This window comes from Nocardia sp. NPDC050710 (genome assembly GCF_040654375.1).
In the GTDB taxonomy this organism is placed as follows: Bacteria; Actinomycetota; Actinomycetes; order Mycobacteriales; family Mycobacteriaceae; genus Nocardia.
This window is the reverse complement of the sequence record NZ_JBFAHV010000010.1, coordinates 174,061-194,884: the sequence shown is the minus strand read 5'-3', so window position 1 is coordinate 194,884 and position 20,824 is coordinate 174,061. Positions and strand designations below refer to the sequence as shown.

Genomic DNA, 20,824 nt, shown 5'->3' with positions numbered 1-20,824 from the left:
TACCCGTAACCGGCGGTCCGCGGTCAAGTATCCCTGAAAATCCCGTGGTCGTGTGGGTATGTGCCGGGCCGGACCCGGCCAACGGTAATTCTCGGGCAAACCCGGTTCATCGGCCCGCGCCCGGCGGGTACCGCCACGCCGTCGCGGGGGCCGCGTACTCGCCCGTTGGGATTATGAGGCTATCCAGGGCGGATGAGCACGCTGGGGGTCAAGCTGTGACATTGGCGCGGACCGCGGGGGCGACCTGCTCGGCATAGCGGCGGACCTGTTCGACGGGTTCGCCCTCGATCGGCCAGAAGACGAAGCCGTCGATGCGCTGGTCCTGATGCAGGGCGGTGAGGTCGTCCACCCACCGGGTCGGCGGGCCCTCCAGGAATCCGCGGTCGACCCCGTCGTCGGTGATGGTGCCGGAGACGTTGTAGATCCGGCGCACCGCCGCGGGGTCGCGTCCGGCCGCGGCCGCCGCGTCATCGATGCGCTTGCCCGCCTCGGTCAGGAATTCCGGGGGCGCCCAGCCGGAGGACGGAAGCCAGCCGTCGGCGGCGAGTCCGGTCAGCGCGAGCATGCGCGGTCCCTTCGCGCCGAGCCAGATGCCGGGCCCGTGCCGCGGTGTGGGTCCGGGGTGGGCGCCGGTGAGTGTGTGGAAGTCGCCGGGCACCCGTACCGAGCGTTCGTCGCTCCACATGGCCCGGACCACCGCGATCGCCTCGGACAGCGCCCGCACCGCGTCGCGGTTGCTCAGCCGGGGACCGCCCATGGCGACGATGGCATCCCAGAAGGCGCCGGCGCCGAGTCCCAGATGGATCCGGCCGCCGGTCATGATGTCCAGTGAGGCAACCGATTTGGCGAGCACCGCGGGATTGCGCAGCGGCAGATTGGCCACGTCGGGGAAGTAGGTGAGCCGTGCGGTCCGCACGGCAAGCGCGCAGATCAGGGTCCAGGTGTCGAGGAAGCGGCGCTGGTAGGGGTGGTCCTGGATGCCGATCAGATCCAATCCGGCGTCCTCGGCGTAGGCGGTCAGTTCGGTGAGCTGCCGGTAGTTGTCGGCCTCGGGAATCAGGAAGAGGCCGAATTCGACTGGGCGGGTGCTCATTTCACGCCTCCGATGGGTGGGTTCCGCGGCCGCGCGCCGCGGTACCGGTTCAGTGGGCAGGGGTCGGGCCGAAGGCGCCGCGCTGGTAGTCCTGCATGGTCTGGCGGATCTGGGCCTCGGAATTCATGACGAACGGGCCGTAGGCGACGACCGGTTCGCCGAGTGGATGACCGGTCCAGAGCAGGAAGTGCAGCGGCTCGGCGCCGTCCGCGTTCACCTCGAACGCGGTGTCGGTGTCGGTGGCGACGGCGTCCAGGTGCACGGTCTGGCCCGCGCACACGGTCGTCCGCTCGGCTCCGAAGCGGCCCCGGCCCGCCAGCAGGTACGCGAATCCGCGCTGCCCGGCCGGAATCTCCTGACTCAGGCCGCGGCCCGGTTCCATGGTGGCGTCGATCATGGTGACCGGCACGTGGTTGGTCGCCGGGCCGATCACCGTGCCGGAGCGGCCGGAGAACACCCGCACCGCGACACCGTCCTCGCCGCGCACCGGCATCGCGGCGCCGCGCAGATCCTGGCAGGCCGGTTCGGTGAGTTTGTCGCTGGCGGGCAGGTTGACCCACAGTTGCAGCGTGTGGACCGGTTCGCCGCGCAGCGCGGTCTCGGCGTACAGCACTCCGCGTCCAGCTGTTATCCATTGCGCGTCACCGGGATTGAGTACGTGGTAACCGCCGCGATTGTCCCGCAGCTCGAGTTCACCCGCCACCACGTACGTGATGGTCTCGAAGCCGCGGTGCGGGTGCCAGCCGAAGCCCGCGGTGCTGAACCGGTCCTCGGCGAGCAGCAGGAACGGGTCGCTCGCCGCCCAATCGCCGGGTGGCAGGATCAGCGCCGAGTTGTCCACGCTGCTCGCCGGTCCGTCCTCGATGTGGTCGCGTACCGCGGCGACCGGATGCGCGGGTAGGTCAGCCGCTGTCGTCACGATGACCTCCTCAGATGGCCAGCACCGTCTTGCCTCGCGCGCCGGATGCGCCGATGACAGCGGGGGCGTCGGTCAGTGGCACCGTCGCTGCGATCGGCACCACCACATCACCGTCCCCCACCCGGCGCAGGAGACGAGCCAACTCCGGTGCGGCGCCGTTGGATTCGATATTCCCGCCCTTGATGTCGCGGCTGCGCAGAAGTTCCTCGTCGGCCGCCCGGATCGTCGAGTAGACGGTGCCGCCGTCACGCACCAGCCGCGTCAGCTCCGCCAGCGCCTCGGGCGGGCTGACCAGGTCGAACAGCATGTCGATTCCGTCCGGGTGGGTGGAACGCACCGAATCGCCGATCGGGGCCTTGCTGTGGTCGACGGTCTCGGCGGCGCCCAGCCGGGCCATCTGATCGGCGTCCGCGGCGCGCGCCGTGGCGATGACGTGCGCACCCGCGATATTGGCCAGCTGGACCAGGAAGGAACCGACGCCGCCGGTCGCGCCGACGATCATAACCTTGTGTCCCGGTTCGATTTTGGCGGCATCCACAATGTCCTGGGCGGTGACGCCCGCGGTCGGCAGCGCGGCGGCGGCCTGCGTGGTGACCGCGTCGGGAATGTGAACAAGCGTGGCGCTCTCGGGCACGACGGAGTATTCGGCGAAGCTGCCGTGGCCGACCGGCGGTACCAGGAATTTGCCCACCACCCGGTCGCCGACGGCGAAATGGGTGACCGCACGGCCGACCGCGGAAACAACGCCCGCGCCGTCCACCCCGAGGATCATCGGAAAGTCGTGCGGCAGTTTGCCTTCCAGATAGCCGGTGGCCATACGCTGGTCGAACGGGTTGACACCCGCCGCCTCCAGCTGTACTTGGACCGCCCCCGCTCCGGGCTCGGGCACCGGCATATCGGCCGATTCGATGGGATCTCCGAACTTTCGTACCACGATCGCGCGCATCGGTTCACTCCTCGGTTCGGGGCTGAATACTGATACGTCAACTAACCGTCGGGCTCATCGTAGGCGGTGACTGGGCATTCGTCCGTTCCAAGCGGGGGACCGAGGACGGATATTCTCCGGCCGCGTCCACTCATCATCCCTACACCACCTCCGCCTCGATCCATCGCATTCGGCGAGGGCGCGGCGTAGCGTTGGCCGCCGGACCGGTCGACGGCCTGCGTGTCGACCCCCTCGAGAATTCGGAAAATTTCAAACTTGAGCGGAACAGACTCAACCTTTCCGGCGTTGGACGGTACAGAGCGGCACCGGGCCGGGCGGCGGATCGCGCGGATCGGGCACAGAGCCCTCGGTGCCGCGGGAAACGACCAGTAGGAAGGTGACTTGTGGACTCGTTCAATCCCACCACCAAGACCCAGGCGGCCCTGACCTCCGCCCTGCAGGCGGCCTCCGCCGCGGGCAACCCGGAGATTCGTCCGGCGCACTTGCTGGTGGCGTTGCTTGACCAAACCGACGGCATCGCCGCCCCCTTGCTGAAGGCCGTCGGAACCGATCCGGCGACGGTCCGGCGCGAGGCCCAGGACATTGTGGACCGGCTGCCGCGGGCAACCGGCGCCACCACCACCCCGCAACTCGGACGCGAGGCACTGGCCGCGATCACCGCCGCTCAGCGCCTGGCCACCGAGCTGGGTGACGAGTATGTCTCCACCGAGCACGTCGTGGTCGGGCTGGCCGCGGGCGACTCGGATGTGACCATGCTGCTGAAGAAGTACGGCGCCACCGCCGACGCGCTGCGCGAGGCGTTCACCGCGGTGCGCGGCAGCGCCCGGGTCACCAGCCCGGATCCCGAGGGCAGCTACCAGGCGCTGGAGAAGTACTCCACCAACCTCACCCAGGCCGCCCGTGACGGAAAGCTCGACCCGGTTATCGGCCGCGATACCGAAATCCGCAGGGTGGTTCAGGTTCTGAGCCGACGCACCAAGAACAACCCGGTGCTGATCGGCGAGCCCGGCGTCGGCAAGACCGCCATCGTGGAGGGCCTGGCCCAGCGGATCGTGGCCGGTGACGTGCCGGAGTCGTTGCGCGGCAAGTCCGTTGTGTCGCTCGACCTCGGCGCGATGGTCGCCGGTGCGAAGTACCGCGGTGAATTCGAGGAACGGCTCAAGGCCGTACTCGAGGACATCAAGAACAGTGCGGGCCAGATCATCACCTTCATCGATGAGCTGCACACCATTGTCGGTGCGGGCGCCACCGGCGAATCCGCGATGGATGCGGGCAATATGATCAAGCCCATGCTGGCCCGCGGCGAGTTGCGCCTGGTCGGCGCGACCACGCTGGACGAGTACCGCAAGCACATCGAGAAGGACGCCGCCCTGGAACGCCGCTTCCAGCAGGTGCTGGTCGGCGAGCCCTCGGTGGAGGACACCGTGGGCATCCTGCGCGGCATCAAGGATCGCTACGAGGTGCACCACGGTGTGCGCATCACCGATTCCGCCCTGGTCGCCGCGGCGGCGCTCTCGGACCGCTACATCACCTCCCGCTTCCTGCCGGATAAGGCGATCGACCTGGTCGACGAATCGGCCTCGCGGCTGCGCATGGAAATCGACTCGCGTCCGGTCGAGATCGACGAGGTCGAGCGTGCGGTGCGGCGATTGGAGATCGAAGAGGTCGCGCTGAGCAAGGAGACCGACGACGCATCCAAGCAGCGACTGGAGAAGTTGCGCCAGGAACTCGCCGACGATCGCGAGAAGCTGAACCAGTTGATGACCCGCTGGCAGAACGAGAAGAGCGCCATCGACCAGGTCCGCGCCCTCAAGGAACAGCTGGAATCGCTGCGCGGCGAATCCGAGCGGGCCGAGCGCGACGGTGATCTCGGTAAGGCCGCCGAACTGCGCTACGGCCGGATCCCGGCGCTGGAGAAGCAGCTCACCGAGGCCGAGCGGGCCTCGAAGGCCGCCTCGGACGGCGCGGTGATGCTCAAGGAGGAGGTCGGACCGGACGATATCGCCGAGGTCGTGTCGGCGTGGACCGGCATCCCGGTCGGCAGGCTGATGGAGGGCGAAACCCAGAAGTTGCTGCGGATGGAGGAGGAACTCGGCAAGCGCGTCGTCGGACAGCGCGAGGCCGTGCAGGCCGTCTCCGACGCGGTGCGCCGGGCCAGGGCTGGCGTCGCCGACCCGAACCGCCCGACCGGCTCGTTCATGTTCGTCGGCCCGACCGGCGTCGGTAAGACGGAACTGGCGAAGGCGTTGGCGGACTTCCTGTTCGACGATGAACGCGCCATGGTCCGGATCGATATGAGTGAGTACAGCGAGAAGCACGCGGTGGCCCGCCTGGTCGGTGCGCCGCCCGGCTATATCGGCTATGACCAGGGCGGTCAGCTCACCGAGGCGGTGCGGCGCAGGCCGTACACGGTGGTGCTGTTCGACGAGATCGAGAAGGCGCACCCGGATGTGTTCGACATCCTGCTCGCCGTGCTCGACGAGGGCAGGCTGACCGACGGGCAGGGCCGCACGGTCGACTTCCGCAACACCATCCTCATCCTGACCTCGAATCTGGGTGCGGGCGGTGACAAGGAGTTCGTGATGAACGCGGTGCGCTCGGCGTTCAAACCGGAGTTCCTGAACCGCCTCGACGATGTGGTGATGTTCCACGCGCTGGACGAGGAGCAGTTGGAGTCCATTGTCGATATCCAGCTCGACCAGCTACAGAAGCGGCTGTCACAGCGCAGGCTGAAGCTGGACGTCAGCGATTCGGCCAGGTTCTGGCTGGCGGTGCGCGGCTACGACCCGGTCTACGGCGCCCGGCCGCTGCGCAGGCTGATCCAGCAGTCCATCGGCGACACCCTCGCCAAGGAGTTGCTGGCCGGTGAGGTCGCCGACGGTGACGTCGTCAAGGTGAGTGTCAGCAAAGACGGCGACACCCTCATCGTCGGCAAGTAAACAGTCGGGGGCGGGGCTCGGGCGTGCTGATCCGAGCCCTGCTGGGCTTACGAACACGCCGTGCCGCAGGCGAGGTACGGGCGGCAGAGCCTACCCTGGAGGTCATGACCAACCCGAAGGATCCCTGGGGACCCGGGCCCGGGGATGCGCCGACCGAGCACCTCGGCTCACCGGGGCAGTCCGGATCCGATAAGTCTGGTTATACCGACGATCCCACCGAGGCGTACGGATCGGGCGCGGCGCAGGCGCCGAGGTATCCGGCGACCGAACAATTCACGCCGTGGGCGCCGCCGCCCGCCCATGCCACCCAGCAGCTCCCGACGCATGAAGGCCAATGGGGCGCCTACGAAAGCGGCGGCGCCTACGACAGTGGTTACGGCAGTACCTGGTCCGGCGCGCCCGGGCAGCCCGGGGCGATGCCACCCGGGGCGACCGGTCTGCCGCCGGAGCCGCCCAAGCGCAACACCGGATTGTGGATCGCGTTGGCGCTCTGCGTGATCGCGCTGATCGCGGTCGCCGGTGTGGTCGCCGGGGTAATGCTCGGCAACAAGGATTCCGAGTCGACGACCACCGCGGGCACCACGACGCGGAGCCTGCCGACCGCGGGCCGGACGCCGACCGGGACCGCGCCCTCCGGTCTGCCGTCGCCGACGGCGATCCCCGGCCTGCCCGGGCTGGAGGGACTCGGCGCGACCATGGGCACCATCAGCGCCAATAGCGGTGGCACCCTCACCCTCAGCGCACTCTCCGGCGAGAAGGTCACGGTGCACACCACCGACGAGACCAAGGTGATCTCGCTGTCCGGCGCCAAGGCGAGCGATCTGAAGGTCGGCGATATCGTCATGGTGCAGGGCGATAAGGACGCGGACGGCTCCATCAGGGCCGAGATCATCATCAGCACCTCGCTGCCCACCGGACCTCGATGAGACACCGCGGCGGGGAACGGGTGATACCGGATACACGCGGGACCGGCCGGCGCGGGGAATGTGCCGTGTTCGATCGGCCCGGCGCGGGGCCAAAGACGGACTCTGTCCGGCCGGGACTATTAGGGTAGAGCGCGATGACGGCAATGTGGTTCGGGTTGGCGGCGATCGCACTGGTTGGTGCGATCGTGCTGCTGTATTTCGATCGGGTCCAGCGACAGCGGACCGGTCATGCGCGCCAGGTCTGGGCGAAGGCCCAGGGCTACACGTACGTATCGGTGGAACCGGCGCTACCGGCCACCTGGCGTCGTGGCGCGCTGGCCAAGCTCGGCTACCTCTCCGCGGTGGACGTGGTCTCCGGTATCCGCAAGGGCGAGAAATTCGTGCTCTTCGATCTGGAGGACGCGGCGACACTGGTCGCGGTGCGCAGGCAGATCGGCTCGGATATCGACGTGGATATGCGGCTCAAGACCGCGTCCCCACCCAAGGACGCCGATCTGGAACTGCTCGGCGCGATCGGTGACCGGGTGGTCTTCGCGACCAACCCCGAGATCGCCAGGCACGCCGTCGACCAGCGGATGGTCGCCTTCATCGAGACCCTGCCCGATACCGTCCAGATGCTCTGGAGTGAGGGCAACTGGACCCTCGGCATGCTCTCCATCGGCACCTCGGCCCGGGACTGGGAGACCGCCATCGACGCCGTGCTGCGCCTTTCGGGGCTGCTGCACGTACTGCCGCCCGTCGCCGATCCGCGCGGGATGGACGGGTCGAGCCACGATCCCGGCCGCCCGTATCCGAAGCGGCGAGCCGAGGATCCGGAACCGGATGAGCCGGTGGGCGCGTCCCGGGTGGTGCCGCCGGGTATGCGCAAGAGCGCCGCGGCGGGTCCGGACTTCGACGACCGCTCCTACGACCGGAGCGCCGACGACCAGGATTTCGACGACGACCGTGGCTTCGCGGAACGGTCTTACGCGGGCCGCCCCTACGACGAGGAGGTCGTCGAGTCCGAGCCGCCGCGCAGGCCCTCGCTGGCCGTGGTGCCCGACTCCCGGCCACGGGTGCGCGAGGACCGCTGGACGCCGAACGGCGACGAGGACGATGATTGGCCTGCGGATCAACGCCGCTCCGCGAAGCTCGATGAGGACGACTGGGCCGACGAGGCGCCCGCGGCACGCACGCGCGATGAGGCGCCCGAGCCGCCCGGGGGTCCGTTCCACCCGGGGTTCCGCCCGTACCAGGGCCCCGTTCCACAGTGACCGCAGGGCGTTGGACCTGCTCGATGAGATTGCGTCGCAATGACCGATAGTGCTGATTCCGTGCGCCTGCCCGGCGCCACCCGACCCGTCGCCCTGATCACCGGACCCACCTCCGGCATCGGTCACGGATATGCGCAGCGCCTCGCCTCGCTCGGTTACGACCTGGTTCTGGTCGCCCGCGACAAGGAGCGCCTAGCGGCGCTGGCCGCCGAGCTGGACCGAAAGTTCGGCACCCGCTCGGAGGTGCTCGCCGCCGACCTGGCCGCCGCCGATGATCGCGCGCAGGTCGCCGCCCGGGCCGCCGAAGGCGTCGAATTCCTGGTCAACAATGCGGGATTCGCGCATTCCGGGGAGTTCTGGACGCTCCCGTACGAGCAGCTACAGGCCCAATTGGATGTCAACGTCACCTCGGTGCTGCAACTGACCCATGCCGCACTGCCGTCGATGATCGCCGCGGCCAAGGGCTCCATCGTCAATGTGGCCAGTGTGGCCGGTCTGATTCCCGGGCGGGGCTCGACCTATTCGGCGTCCAAGTCCTACGTCGTATCCTTCACGGAAGGGTTGGCGGGCGGTCTGGCCGGAACGGGTGTCCGGATCCAGGCGCTGTGCCCAGGGTTCGTCCACACCGAGTTCCATGAGCGAGCAGGCATCGAGATGTCGTCGCTGCCGAAACCGTTGTGGCTGTCGGTCGAGCAGGTTGTCGCAGGTTCTCTGAGTGATTTGGAGAAGGACCGGGTGATCAGCGTGCCCGGTGTGCAGTACAAGGCGCTCACCACGGTGGCCGGAATGATCCCGCGAACCCTACAGGTCCGGATGAATCGCGGCCTGTTCAACTCACGCGGAAGGACTTAGACATGATCGACGAGGCGACATCGCACGATTCCGCGCTCGGTACCGACGCCGGTTCCGACCGTGACAGACTGGCCGCGCTGGTGCGCGAGCTGGCCGTCGTGCACGGCAAAGTCACGCTGTCCTCCGGCAAGGAGGCCGACTACTACGTCGACCTGCGCCGCGCCACCCTGCATCATCTGGCCGCGCCGCTGATCGGCCAGCTGCTACGCGAGCTGGTGGCGGACTGGGACTTCGAGGCCGTCGGCGGTCTGACCATGGGTGCCGATCCGGTGGCGCTGGCCGTGATGCACGCGCCTGGTCGCCCGATCAACGCGTTCGTGGTCCGCAAGGCCGCCAAATCGCACGGCATGCAGCGCCAGATCGAGGGCCCGGACATCGTGGGCAAGCGGGTGCTGGTCGTCGAGGACACCACCACCACCGGAAATTCACCGCTGACCGCCGTGCGCGCGCTGCGTGAAGCGGGTGCGACCGTGGTCGGGGTGGCCACCGTGGTGGATCGGGAGACCGGCGCCGACCAGGTGATCGCGGCCGAGGGGTTGGAGTATCGCTCCATCCTCGGTCTGAAGGATCTCGCGCTCGGCTGAGCCTTCGGCGTTCGCAGGCCCCGTGGTCAGGCGAGCTGCCGCCTCCAGGCCCGATACTCATTCCCCTGGGTTAGCCTGGACGGTGGTTTAGTTGTCCGATCGGTAGAGGACGTGTGAGTCGCCAGTGGTGAGCATTGCAGTCAATAAGAGTCGCGAGAATGTTGCGATGCTCGGAATCGGTGCGTATCGACCGCAGCGTGTGGTCAGCAATGCCGAGGTGTGCGAGGTGCTGGACTCGACGCCCGACTGGATTTTCGAGCGCACCGGTATCCACAACCGGCGTTGGATCAGCGGCGACGAAACGCTGCGATCGATCGCCGCGGCGGCAGGCGAGCGCGCCCTCGTCAACACCGGCATCGATCGGTCCAAGATCGGCGCGCTGATCCTGTGTACCTCGAGCTGGCTCAAGCTGACCCCGCACGGCGCTCCCACCGTCGCCGCCGACCTCGGAATCAACGGCATCGCGGCCTTCGACCTCACCTCCGGCTGCGGCGGCTTCGGCTACGGGCTCGGCGTCGCCGCCGACCTGATCCGGGCGGGCTCGGCCGAGTATGTCCTGGTGATCGGCGCGGAGACGATGACCGTCGGCCTCGACCCGACCGACCGCGGCACCGCCATGATCTTCGGCGACGGCGCGGGTGCCGTCGTGGTCGGTCCCAGCGAGGAGAACGGCATCTCCCCGACGGTGTGGGGCAGCGACGGCGAGAACGCCGAGGCGATCGCCCAGGACGTCGACTTCCTCGAGTTCATGAACAAGGCCCAGGCGATGCAGGGCACCGACCCGGCCGTCGACCCGGTCGGCCGGATGTCGCTGCGCATGGAGGGGCCGCGCGTATTCCGTTGGGCCGCAGTCACTTTGCCGCGTGCGCTGGCGTCGGCGCTGGAGGTCTCGGGGGTATCCAAGGAGGATATCGAGGTCTTCGTGCCGCATCAGGCCAACGCCCGCATCAACGAGTTGATGAAGAAGAACCTCGGTCTCGCCGACGACATCCCGATGGCCAACGACATCGAGCACACCGGCAACACCTCCGCGGCCTCCATTCCGCTGGCCATGGAGGAGATGCTGGTGACCGGTAAGGCCAAGGGTGGTCAGACCGCGCTGCTGCTCGGCTTCGGCGCGGGCCTGAGCTACGCGGGCCAGGTCGTCACGCTGCCCCCGGCTCCCACCGAGCCCAGCTTCTGATCATGCGCCTGCGTCCCTTCCGTCTCGGATTCCTCGCGGCGGCCGCCATCACCGTTTACGGTGCGGTCACCGGTCGCGACAAACTCCAGTGGGTCGCCAAGCCGCTGATGATGCCGCTACTCGCGGCGGATGTCGCGACCTCGGACGCCGCCCTCGACGACAGTGACCGCGCACTGCTGCTCGGCTCGCTGAGCGCGGCGACGGTCGGCGACATCCTCCTCATAGACCCCGACGACGACCGCCGCCTTATCGCGGGCGCCTCCGCCTTCGCGGTCATGCAAACCGGCTACTCGGCGCTGTGGCTGCGCCACGGCGCCCGGCCCATCGCCGCGAACGTCGTCCCGCGCGTCACCGCATGGCTCGGCGCGGCCCTGCTGATGCGCGCGAAGGCGCCCACGGTTGCCGCGCCATTGACCGCCTACGGCGCCACCCTCGGTACGGCGGCGGTCCTGGCCTCGGATCCGGCGCTCGCTCCCGAGGCGGAAAACGTTGCGGGCCTGAACATTCCCGGCGCGGACCCGCGCAGCCGTCTCGGTTTCGGCGCGCTGTTGTTCACGCTGTCCGACGGTCTCATCGTGCTCCGCCGCCTCTTCGCCCGCACCGAGGGCTCGCGCCGGGCCACCGAGGGCGTCATCCTCGGCACGTACGCCGCCGCCCAGTACCTGCTGGCCGATCCTCGCGCGCACGCGAAGTCCCTGCCGCGGAAGTGATCGTCAGAGCACGAGGATGATGCGATCTCGATTCGTGGGGTCGACCCGGATCGAGATGATTCCGCCTACGCACAGTTTGGGTTTGTCGGCCGGCATGACATCGAAAACTATTGAACCGTGGTAACTTTCGGAACCGGGGACGGTGAGTTCGAGGTCGAATTCGGTGAGTTCGCTGTAGTGATCGGTGCGCTCGAGCGGATGGACGCTCTCGATGGTGGCCCACCCTTCCAGGCCGTGGCGCCAGAGGTGACGGTCGGCCTTGGAGGGTCGGGCGGCGAGTAGCATGCCGATTCCGACGCAGGAGCCGAAGAGTCCGACGAGGGCGACGATCTGATACGGGACGGTGCCGGGTGGGGTGCGGTGCACCACCCAACCCAGCCACAGGCCGAGAAGTACCAGGTACGCGGCCGTGACGCCGAGTACCGTGCGGAGAATGCGCCCATGTTCCATGGCAGCCTCCACCCCTACAAGCCTGCTCCTTCCAGGATAGGTCGGCGCGGTCGGCCGTGAACGGCCCTTGACCGGACCTGCGGATGTAATGGCCGATCTCCGCCAGCATCTGCCGGTCGGTCCGGCGAAGCTGGCGGTATGGAGAATTCGCCGGCGATGATCGCGAAGGACATTTTGACCGGGATGTATGCCGCCGAGGCGGCCTATTTCGCCGCCGGTGGCCCCGGCCGCGCCTCCTTCGCGACGCTGGCGCCGTACTTCGCCGACGATGTGGTGCTCTACCAGGCCGAGGGGATGCCGTATGGCGGCATCTGGCGCGGTCATACCGGTCTGGAGCGGTTCTTCGTCGCGATGGGCGCGGTGTGGGAATCGTTCGACCTGCTGGAACAGAACTTCCTCGCGACCGGAACCACGACGGTTGTGCACACCCGGGTGCGGGCGCGCGCCCGTGCGACCGGCCGCGAGCTGGAGTTCCCGATCCTCCAGACGATTCGCCTCGAGGACCGCCGCATCATCGAGGTGCACCCCTTCTACTGGGATACGAAGGCGATCGCCGAGGCCTGCGCCATACCCCGGCGGCATCCGTGAAAACTATCCGCGGAGACCTACCCGCTGCGACAGCTTCTCCAATTGGTCGAGCAGCTCTTGCCCCGCTGTGCAGTAGGGCTCCAGCGCGGCGACCACCGCGTTCTTATCCACGTTGTCCGGCTCGGAAAGGCGGGTTTCGACGAGAATCATCTTCCGGGACAACTCATCGCGTCGCTCGGACAGCAGTTCGACCGCGCGGGTGACGACTTCTTGTCCGCGCAGTGCGGCGATGGCGAGGTAGCTCTGGCTGTACTGGTGGACGACCTCGTCCAGCCCGGAAATCCATTCCTGGCGGAGGTGATCGAGCGCGGTCGAGCGGCCCTTCCTGCGGCGTAGTCCTTCGTAGGCCAGTCCGGCGGCTATCGTGATGCCCGCCGGGATCGCGATCATTCCGCCGCTCAGTACACCTGTCACGGCCGCGATCCCACCCACAACCGCGGTGGAGAGCCCGAGGACACCGCTTATCCGCTGAATCAGATCTTGGGTATCGGCTCGATACTTCTGGGACGGCGGGATCCGCAACTGGTCGAGATCGACACGACCGGCCAGTTCGCCCAACGAATCCTGCGGTGCCGTATCGGCGAGTGTGGAACGGACGGTGGTCAAAGTGCCCTCGACGAAGGATTCGAACTCTCTGTGCCAGACGCGTTCCGGGCGGTTGTCGGTAGCGGACAGCCAGGATTGCAGGACTTGACTCTGGCGGAATTCGAGCTCGAGCCGTTGTGCGTCCTTGGTCAGATCCGCGACCTGGATCTGGGCTTCCAATTCGGTCCGCAGATGGTCGTCGAGGCCGCGGAAGCTCTTCTCCACCCGGCGGATATGGTCACGCAACGCGCTCTCGAGCTGATCACGCACCGATTCGATGGCGGACTTCAGCTGACGGTGCCTGCGTTCGAGATCGGTGCGCTCGTTCGCCAACTGCGCGAGTGGTACGCGAGCCGAATCGAGCAACTCGTCGAGAACGCGGAATCGCGGTGTGATCACCGTCCGAGCCTCGACCGCCACGGTGGTCAGATGTCTACTGCCGGTGCCCGCCTCGATGAGATCGGCGACCACTCGCCGCAGGCGTTCCATGCGGCTGGCCGCGATGAGCTTCTCACCCACGGCGGGATTACCGTGATCGCGCTCCCAGATTCCACGCGCTTCCCAGGCGGGTGAGACCGCCATGAATCCGTCCGGCCCGACGAAACTGTCGCGAATGCCCGGAGGTGAAGGGAAATTGGCGCGCAAGTACTCGTTGTTCTGCTCGAGTGCGTCCTTCCACTCCGGCTGTCCCTCCCAATTCGCCATCGCGGCTCTGTCGATTCCGGTCATGACCCACAGCACCTTCTTGCGGGACCCCCTGTGGTGTGCGTGCAGACGCTGGATCAGCGCGAGATCCGGGGCCGACAGGGTTCGGATCGCCTGGGTGACGAAGATGAAGCAGTCCGCGTCGATCCACGCGTTGTTCGCGATCGCATCGTGAATGGCGTGTGGTGACTCCGTTCCCGGCAGGTCGAACAGCTTGGCGGGCATCGCCGGATTACTCAGCAGGATCTCGACTTCGGCGACGGTACGGTCCCGGTGGGTGGCCTGCCTTCCTTCGGCGATCGCCCGCTCATCGGTCGTGGTGTACGCCGCGACCACGGCGGGCAGCGGATTATTGCCGATGTTGATCCACGTCGTCGGGTCATCGGTGAACCGCGCGCGCAGAAAGCCGCGATCGGTCGCATTCACATCGGCCGAATCATCCACCGGTACAACGGTTGCCGGACAGGCGGTACTGGCCTTGGATGCGGAATGCAGCAGGCCGACATACTGTTCGGAAACCATCCCGTCCTCGTCCTTCACGGGCGCGTACTCGAGTTTGCCCTGAAGTCCGCCGACCAAGAAGCTTTTCCCGGACGAGAAGCTTCCGAGGAAAGCGATGTTGATCAGTGAGGACGACACTCTGGTGCGTAGTTTGCGGATCGCGTGTACTTGCTCTTCGAGATCTTCCGGCGTAAAGCCGCTGAGTCCCTCGATAGGATTGGCTTGGAGCCATTCCGCAACTCTGTCGAGTACGTGTTTCAGTGTTTCCCGCCGGCCCTCGATGCCATTCACTGTATGTCGTCTTCCGAGTCGTGATTCGGATCGTATCGACGTATCGGCGTTGATACCGAGAGATTCGCGATTCGACCCCTGCCCCTGGCGCACGGACCGCACTGGCCGTGCCGTCGATATCCTAAGCTGGGCGGGCGATTTCGGCCGTGAATCGGCGAAGAAGCGTGAATTCGGAAGTCAGGCGACCGACCGGGATGATTTCGAGCGGATCAACCCTTCAGGCGGAGTACCGCGAGGACCCGGCGGTGATGTGTATCCGACGGGGGAAGATCGAGTTTGGCGAAGATATTGCCGATATGTTTTTCGACGGCGCGTTCGGTGACGGTGAGCGATTCGGCGATCGCGTTGTTGGATAAGCCCTGTGCCATCAGTTCGAGCACTTCGCGCTCGCGCGGAGTGAGCCGGGCCAGCGAATCCTGCTGCCGGGAGGCGCCCATCAATTGGCTGACCACCTCGGGGTCGAGTGCCGTGCCGCCGGTGGCGACCCGGTGCAGGGCGTCGACGAAATCGCGGACGTCGGCCACCCGATCCTTGAGCAGGTAGCCGACCCCGCTCGCGCCACCTGCGAGAAGTTCGGTGGCGTAGCGGGTTTCGATCCACTGGGAGAAGACGAGCACGCCGGTCATCGGATATTTGCGGCGTAGTTCGATGGCGGCGAGCAGTCCCTCGTCGGTGAAGCTCGGCGGCATGCGCACGTCGACGACGGCCACATCGGGGTTGTGCGTTCCGACCACATCGCACAGGGTGGTCGCGTCGCCGACCATCGCGACCACTTCGTGTCCGCGTTCGGTGAGCAGTCCGGCGAGCCCGTCGCGCAGGATCGCGCTGTCCTCGGCGATCACGATGCGCAGCGGCCCGCTCACCGCGGGCCTTCCTTCGGCAGCCGGATGGTCACCACGGTCGGTCCACCATTCGGACTCTGGACGGTGAGCGTGCCGTCGACCGTCTCGGCACGGGCGGCGAGGCCCGAAAGACCACTGCCCGCTGTATATTCCCCCTCGGCCGGTGGTAGTACGCCGCCGATTCCGTTATCCCGCACGGTGACCGCGATATGTCGGATATCCGTGGGCGCCACCGATACCCAGGCCCGGTCGGCGTGGGCGTGTTTGACCACATTGGTGAGCAATTCGGCGACGGAGAAATAGGCGATCGCCTCGATGGCCGGATGGGGTCGCTGCGGCAACAGCACTCGCAATTCCACCGGTACCGCGCAGCGTGCGGTGAGGGTCTCCAGTGCCGGTCCGAGGCCGAGTTCGAGTGCGGGCGGATGAATGCCGCGCACCAGTTCCCGCAGTTCGGTCAGTGCTTCCTTGGAGCTGGCGCGCGCGTCCGCGATCAGATCCCTGGCGTCACCGCCCGCGGCAATCCGCTCCTCGGCCCGGCCGAGGGCCATGGCGATGGTGACCAGCCGTGCCTGGGCGCCGTCGTGCAGATCCCGCTCGACCCGCCGCAGTGTGGCCGCCGCATCGTCGACCGCGGCCCGCCTGCTCGCCTGTAACTCCCTCAGCTCCCGATCCCGCGCCGTCGCCGCGAGCAGCGTCACCGTCAGCATCCGATGCGCCCAGCAGACCGCGCGCACCAGCCACGGCAGCGCGAAGCACAGCACGATGCCGACCGCCGACAGGGCGAGCGCCTTCGGCCAGGTGTCGATGTACACATCGCCGAACTGGAACACGGAGTGATGCTCGACGCCGTTCTCGTCGACATTGGTCGGTCTGAACAGCGCCCATGGGATCGGCGAGATCGCGGTGAACACCACAATCGCCACCCCGACGAGCACGAAATAGCCAGCGAACACACCGAGTACGCACTGCGCGAGCAGGAACAACACCGCCCGCCAACTCGCCCGGTCGGTGAAAGCGCCCTTGAGCCAACCGATTACGCCCGGCTTGGGCGCGAACCGCGGCGGCGCCTCGACCGGGGTATCGAGCAATCCCCGGCACAACACCCGATAGATCCGGCCCCAGACCCGTCCGCCGAGCAGTACCAGCGCAAGCAGCGGGATTCCGATAATGGTGATGGAGACGTACAGTCCGCCGCCGAAGCCGAAGAACAGGTAGCAGATGGCGATCCCGCCGAGTACGAAAACCGTAATGAGATAGGCGAGTTCCTTCCATGTGCGGGCCTGGACGGGAGCCCGCAGCACGGCCCCGAGTACCGACCGCGCGGACGGTCCGGACGGGCCGGCGGGTATCTCGAAAGCGCGCGTTGGCTGGGCGTTTGTCTCCAGTTCGAGCGTCGGTTCGGCGGGTGTCTCGGTCATGGAATCCATGGTTGTCGCGCGGCGCGGCGGACTGAATGGAGCTGCCCGCCGGAAATAGGGTGTAGCCAGCTACACCGTACGAGCCGCCGCGCCGGACGCGCCAACTTGTCGGTGTGCAGACTGTCAGGTCACGGGGGTATGGTTTGCCCACTAACATCACCCGCATGAGCTATCCGCCGCCGAATGACAAGTACGGCCAGCCGGAGCAGCCCTACGGGCAGCAACCGTATGGTCAGCAGCCCTACGGGCAGCCGCAGCCGTACGGCCAGCAACCCTACCCGCCGCAGCCGTACGGTCAGCCCTACGGCTATGGAAGTCCGTACGGCCCGCCTCCGGACCACCCGCAGGCCAACACCATTCTGATCCTCGGCATCCTCAGTCTGGTCGTCTGTGGTCTGTGTGGTCCGTTCGCCTGGTCGATGGGCAGCAAGGCGCTCAAGGAGATCGACGCGTCCGGCGGCACCATCGGCGGCCGCAGCAATGTCAAGGCCGGCTACATCTGCGGCATCATCGGCTCGATCGGCCTGATCATCGGGATCGTCATCGTCATCCTCTACATCATCCTGATCGTGGTCGCGGTCGGCAGTTCGTCCACCTACTGACGTGGCGTTTTCCGGTCATCGTGCGGGGGGCCGATCCTCGGCGGCATCGGTGTGATGACCGGAATTAGCATCATTGGGGTGAATCACCCACCGTCGGATACCTCCGAGCAACACCCACCCGGACCCACCGAGTGGGGCGAGCATCCGCACGGTGTCGGGCCGTGGGCCGAGGAGTACGGCACGCCCGCGCCGGAGGATCCGCGGCTGGATCCGGAGCTGCTCGCGCACGGCGACCGCCGCAATGTGGTCGACGCGTACCGCTATTGGACCCGCGACGCCATCGTCGCCGATATCGATCGGCGCAGGCATACGTTCCACGTCGCCATCGAGAACTTCGGTCACGACGCCAATATCGGCACCGTGGTACGCACCGCCAATGCTTTCGCCGCGGCCGCGGTGCATATCGTCGGCCGCCGGCGCTGGAATCGTCGCGGCGCCATGGTCACCGACCGCTATCAGCACATCGAGCACCACACCGATATCGCGGAGTTGATGGACTACGCCGCGCGCCACGACCTCACCGTGGTCGCGGTCGACAATGTGCCGGGCTCGGTGCCGCTGGAAACCGCCGAGCTACCGCCGCGCTGTCTGCTGTTGTTCGGGCAGGAGGGCCCCGGCGTCACCGAACACGCGAAAGACGCAGCGGCCATGACGGTCTCGATCGCGCAGTTCGGTTCGACCCGCAGTATCAACGCCGGAGTGGCCGCGGGGATCGCCATGCACGCCTGGATCCGTCAGCATGCCGATTTGACCACGGCTTGGTAACGGAATGGGAGGCGAGAATCGGGTCATAACTGGCACCATTGACCTATGACCTCGCGGAGCACCCAGGCCGGGCAGGATGCTGCGTCAACGCCCGCGCTCTGGTCGGAACGGGCGGATATGGCCGAGTCCGCGATCATCTCTCGTCACCTACGCGCGTTGTGGGCCCTTCCCGCAACGGAATTGGGTGTGGTCGGCTGGCCCGCCACCAAACGCGAGCGCGCCTTCGGTTCCTGGCACTACTGGTGGCAGGCGCATCTCATCGACTGTGCGGTGGACGCCGCCAATCGGGTGCCGACGCCTGCTCGCCGCAAGCGCATCGGCGAGATCGTGCGCTCGCATCGGATCCGCAATATCACCGGCTGGACCAATAACTACTACGACGACATGGCTTGGCTGGCTATCGCTTTGGAGCGCGCCGAGCGCACCCAGGGCATCACCGAGGCGCGCGGCGGGTTGGTCGCGCTGGAGAAGAAGCTCTACGAGGCCTGGAACCCGGAGGCCGGCGGCGGCCTGCCGTGGCGTATCGGCTCGGACTATTACAACGCGCCCGCCAATGGTCCGGCGGGCATCGCGCTGGTGCGGCTCGGCAGGCACGGCCGGGCGCAGGAGATCGCCGACTGGCTCGACGAGACACTGCGCGATCGGGAATCCGGCCTGATCCTGGACGGCATCCACCTGCCCTCGGGCGAGATCGAGCGCCCGACCTTCACCTACTGCCAGGGCGTGGTGCTCGGCCTGGAAACGGAGTTGGCCGTGCAGACCGGCGAGCCACGGCACCTGGAACGGGTGCACCGCCTGCTCGGCGCGGTGCAGGAACATATGACCACCGGCGGTGTCATCAATGGCGGCGGCGGTGGTGACGGCGGCCTGTTCAACGGCATTCTGGCCCGGTATCTGGCGGTGGTCGCGGTAATGCTGCCCGGCGAGGACCGTGCGCAGGTCGGGGACCGCAGGACCGCGGCGGCGCTGGTGCGCGCCTCGGCGACGGCGGCCTGGTCCAATCGGCTCGACGTCGAGGGCGAGCCGCTGTTCGGGGTCGACTGGCGTAAGCCCGCGCAGCTGCCGGGCGGTAGTGCGGGGGCCGGATACTTCACCGCGGGCGGATCGGTCACCGCCTCGAAGGTTCCCGAACGCGACCTCTCGGTACAACTGTCCGGCTGGCTGCTGATGGAGGCCGCCCACCTGGTCAGCGCGGCGGGTCTGTAGGGGTTATCCGCGTCACCGGCGGAAAGTACTCACCGATCAGCGTGCGCCGCCACCAGGTGTGTTCCCGCCACAGTTCGCGGCGAGTGGTGAAGCGGTATCGGTACATGCGCATCCGCACGAAGGTGGGCGGCGAATCGGGAAATGGACAGCGACGCAGCAGGCGCAGCGTCGCCGGATCGTTGTCGAGAAGTCGCTCCAGAAATGGCAGTAGCCACTGCCGCGCATAGCTCGGCGAGATGGCGGCGAACCACATCAGCCAGTCCAGTCGCAGATGGTAGGGCGCCCATTGGTGTGGCAGCCGGTGCGGATCACCGGGTTTGCCCTTGAATTCGTATTCGCGCCACACCGTGTGTGTGTCGATATCGGGCTCGTCGGTGCCTTCGATCACCACCTCGGTCCGTACCCGGCCGATGGTGCCGAATGCTCCGTACGTGTTGACCAGGTGATATGGGTTGAACGACGCATTCATACGCTGGCTGGGCGACGCCATATTCCGCACCGGCCAGTAGCTCAGTCCGACGGTCACGACGGCGAAGGCGATGACCATGGCCGCGAACCAGATGGGCGTCTCCGGCGCCGACGGTGACTCGGGTACCGGAAGTACCGCCGCGATCCACGACCCGGGGATCACGGTGCAGGCCAGCAGGATGGTGACCCAGTTCAGCCAGGCGAAATTGCCGGAGAGCAGCAGCCACGACTGGGTGATGACGATGATCGCCGCGGCCACTCCCGCTACCGGCTGCGGCGCGAAGAGGCCGATCGGAACGACGAGTTGGGCGACGTGATTGGCCGCCGTCTCCACCCGGTGCAGCGGTCCGGGCAGATGATGGAAGAACCAGCTCAGCGGCCCCGGCATGGGCTGTGTCTCGTGGTGGTACTTCAGACAGGTCAGGTCCCGCCAGCACGGGTCGCCGCGCATTTTGATCAGGCCCGCGCCGAACTCCACCCGGAACAGCAGCCAACGCGCCGCCCACAAGGTCAGCACCGGCGGCGCGACCTCGTCGTTGCCGAGGAAGATCGCGAGGATCCCGGCCTCCAGCAGCAGTGATTCCCAGCCGAAGGCGTACCACCGCTGCCCGACGCTGACGATGGACAGGTACATCGCCCAGAGCAGCGCCCACAGTGCCATCGCCGCCCACAGCGGCACCAACTCGGCCGCACCGACGACCAGCGCCGCGGATATCGCCGCGCCGGACCAGGCCAGCGCGGCGAAGAACCGGTCGGAGTAGTACAGGTGGAAAATGCTGGGCGCTCGCCGATACGGGACAAGCTCCAGGAACCGCGGGATCGGCAGCATGCCGTGCTCGCCGATCAGCGCGCGAAACTGCCGGGCCGCCCCGAGGAAGGCGATGAAGTAGATGGCCGCGACGCCATGCTGGAAGACCAGCCTGCTCAACCAGTAGTCGGGTGCCGCGAACCATGCCATGACCGCTGCTCCTCAGATGGCGAGGATTTCAGCCGCG

Annotated in this window: 19 protein-coding genes; 11 read left to right on the top strand and 8 right to left on the bottom strand. The window is 67.2% G+C overall.

Translation table 11 applies throughout. The features are described from left to right. Positions 1-208 precede the first annotated feature (208 nt). From AB0H61_RS19760 to AB0H61_RS19750, 3 genes are read right to left on the bottom strand one after another with little or no spacing between them, the layout of a single operon-like run. Complete coding sequence (locus AB0H61_RS19760; RefSeq protein WP_357306342.1) at positions 209-1,093, bottom strand: LLM class flavin-dependent oxidoreductase; 885 nt, start codon at positions 1,091-1,093, stop codon at positions 209-211. Between the two features lie 49 nt (positions 1,094-1,142). After that, on the bottom strand, positions 1,143-2,012 hold the full coding sequence (locus tag AB0H61_RS19755; protein WP_357306340.1) for a pirin-like C-terminal cupin domain-containing protein: 870 nt from the start codon (positions 2,010-2,012) through the stop codon (positions 1,143-1,145). Positions 2,013-2,022: 10 nt separating this feature from the next. Continuing rightward, positions 2,023-2,958, bottom strand: a complete 936-nt coding sequence (locus tag AB0H61_RS19750; protein ID WP_357306339.1) for an NADP-dependent oxidoreductase — start codon at positions 2,956-2,958, stop codon at positions 2,023-2,025. Positions 2,959-3,341: 383 nt separating this feature from the next. Here AB0H61_RS19750 and clpB point away from each other — a divergent pair, with 383 nt between their 5' ends. The 7 genes from clpB (at position 3,342) to AB0H61_RS19715 (ending at position 11,405) form a co-directional block, all read left to right on the top strand. Further along, complete coding sequence (clpB, locus tag AB0H61_RS19745; RefSeq protein WP_357306336.1) at positions 3,342-5,897, top strand: ATP-dependent chaperone ClpB; 2,556 nt, start codon at positions 3,342-3,344, stop codon at positions 5,895-5,897. Positions 5,898-6,001: 104 nt separating this feature from the next. Then, a complete protein-coding gene (locus tag AB0H61_RS19740; RefSeq protein ID WP_357306334.1) occupies positions 6,002-6,823 on the top strand; it encodes a DUF5666 domain-containing protein in 822 nt (273 codons plus the stop codon). A gap of 134 nt (positions 6,824-6,957) precedes the next feature. Next, positions 6,958-8,076 (top strand): hypothetical protein, encoded by a 1,119-nt coding sequence (locus tag AB0H61_RS19735; protein WP_357306331.1) that lies wholly within the window; start codon positions 6,958-6,960, stop codon positions 8,074-8,076. Between the two features lie 39 nt (positions 8,077-8,115). After that, on the top strand, positions 8,116-8,928 hold the full coding sequence (locus AB0H61_RS19730) for an SDR family NAD(P)-dependent oxidoreductase (RefSeq protein WP_357306328.1): 813 nt from the start codon (positions 8,116-8,118) through the stop codon (positions 8,926-8,928). Between the two features lie 2 nt (positions 8,929-8,930). Then, complete coding sequence (gene pyrE, locus AB0H61_RS19725) at positions 8,931-9,512, top strand: orotate phosphoribosyltransferase (protein ID WP_357306325.1); 582 nt, start codon at positions 8,931-8,933, stop codon at positions 9,510-9,512. A gap of 124 nt (positions 9,513-9,636) precedes the next feature. Then, on the top strand, positions 9,637-10,695 hold the full coding sequence (locus AB0H61_RS19720) for a beta-ketoacyl-ACP synthase 3 (RefSeq protein WP_357306323.1): 1,059 nt from the start codon (positions 9,637-9,639) through the stop codon (positions 10,693-10,695). A 2-nt stretch (positions 10,696-10,697) separates the two neighbouring features. After that, positions 10,698-11,405, top strand: coding sequence for a lysoplasmalogenase (locus tag AB0H61_RS19715; protein WP_357306320.1), 708 nt, complete (start codon positions 10,698-10,700; stop codon positions 11,403-11,405). A 3-nt stretch (positions 11,406-11,408) separates the two neighbouring features. On the opposite strand, the gene AB0H61_RS19710 is transcribed toward AB0H61_RS19715, so the two are convergent. Further along, positions 11,409-11,855 carry a hypothetical protein gene (locus AB0H61_RS19710; protein ID WP_357306318.1) on the bottom strand — a complete coding sequence of 149 codons (447 nt, stop codon included), beginning with the start codon at positions 11,853-11,855 and terminating at the stop codon, positions 11,409-11,411. A 138-nt stretch (positions 11,856-11,993) separates the two neighbouring features. On the opposite strand from AB0H61_RS19710, the gene AB0H61_RS19705 reads away from it, so the two are divergent. Next, positions 11,994-12,443 (top strand): nuclear transport factor 2 family protein, encoded by a 450-nt coding sequence (locus AB0H61_RS19705; RefSeq protein WP_357306315.1) that lies wholly within the window; start codon positions 11,994-11,996, stop codon positions 12,441-12,443. Between the two features lie 3 nt (positions 12,444-12,446). Here the strand turns inward: AB0H61_RS19705 and AB0H61_RS19700 are convergent, their stop codons facing one another. The 3 genes from AB0H61_RS19700 to AB0H61_RS19690 form a co-directional block, all read right to left on the bottom strand. Beyond that, the gene (locus tag AB0H61_RS19700; protein WP_357306313.1) at positions 12,447-14,372 is read right to left on the bottom strand and encodes a hypothetical protein; all 1,926 of its coding nucleotides are present in this window, start codon (positions 14,370-14,372) and stop codon (positions 12,447-12,449) included. Positions 14,373-14,734: 362 nt separating this feature from the next. Beyond that, positions 14,735-15,376 carry a response regulator transcription factor gene (locus tag AB0H61_RS19695; protein ID WP_357306511.1) on the bottom strand — a complete coding sequence of 214 codons (642 nt, stop codon included), beginning with the start codon at positions 15,374-15,376 and terminating at the stop codon, positions 14,735-14,737. An 8-nt stretch (positions 15,377-15,384) separates the two neighbouring features. Then, a complete protein-coding gene (locus tag AB0H61_RS19690; protein ID WP_357306310.1) occupies positions 15,385-16,788 on the bottom strand; it encodes a sensor domain-containing protein in 1,404 nt (467 codons plus the stop codon). Between the two features lie 164 nt (positions 16,789-16,952). Between AB0H61_RS19690 and AB0H61_RS19685 the strand changes: the two genes are divergently transcribed. From AB0H61_RS19685 to AB0H61_RS19675, 3 genes are all read left to right on the top strand, one after another. After that, positions 16,953-17,390, top strand: a complete 438-nt coding sequence (locus tag AB0H61_RS19685) for a DUF4190 domain-containing protein (RefSeq protein ID WP_357306309.1) — start codon at positions 16,953-16,955, stop codon at positions 17,388-17,390. 78 nt (positions 17,391-17,468) lie between these two features. Further along, positions 17,469-18,155, top strand: a complete 687-nt coding sequence (locus tag AB0H61_RS19680; RefSeq protein WP_357306306.1) for a TrmH family RNA methyltransferase — start codon at positions 17,469-17,471, stop codon at positions 18,153-18,155. 117 nt (positions 18,156-18,272) lie between these two features. After that, positions 18,273-19,361 carry a glycoside hydrolase family 76 protein gene (locus tag AB0H61_RS19675; protein WP_357306508.1) on the top strand — a complete coding sequence of 363 codons (1,089 nt, stop codon included), beginning with the start codon at positions 18,273-18,275 and terminating at the stop codon, positions 19,359-19,361. Here the strand turns inward: AB0H61_RS19675 and AB0H61_RS19670 are convergent. Further along, positions 19,342-20,787 carry a lipase maturation factor family protein gene (locus AB0H61_RS19670; RefSeq protein WP_357306304.1) on the bottom strand — a complete coding sequence of 482 codons (1,446 nt, stop codon included), beginning with the start codon at positions 20,785-20,787 and terminating at the stop codon, positions 19,342-19,344. The genes AB0H61_RS19675 and AB0H61_RS19670 overlap by 20 nt on opposite strands. Positions 20,788-20,824 lie beyond the last annotated feature (37 nt).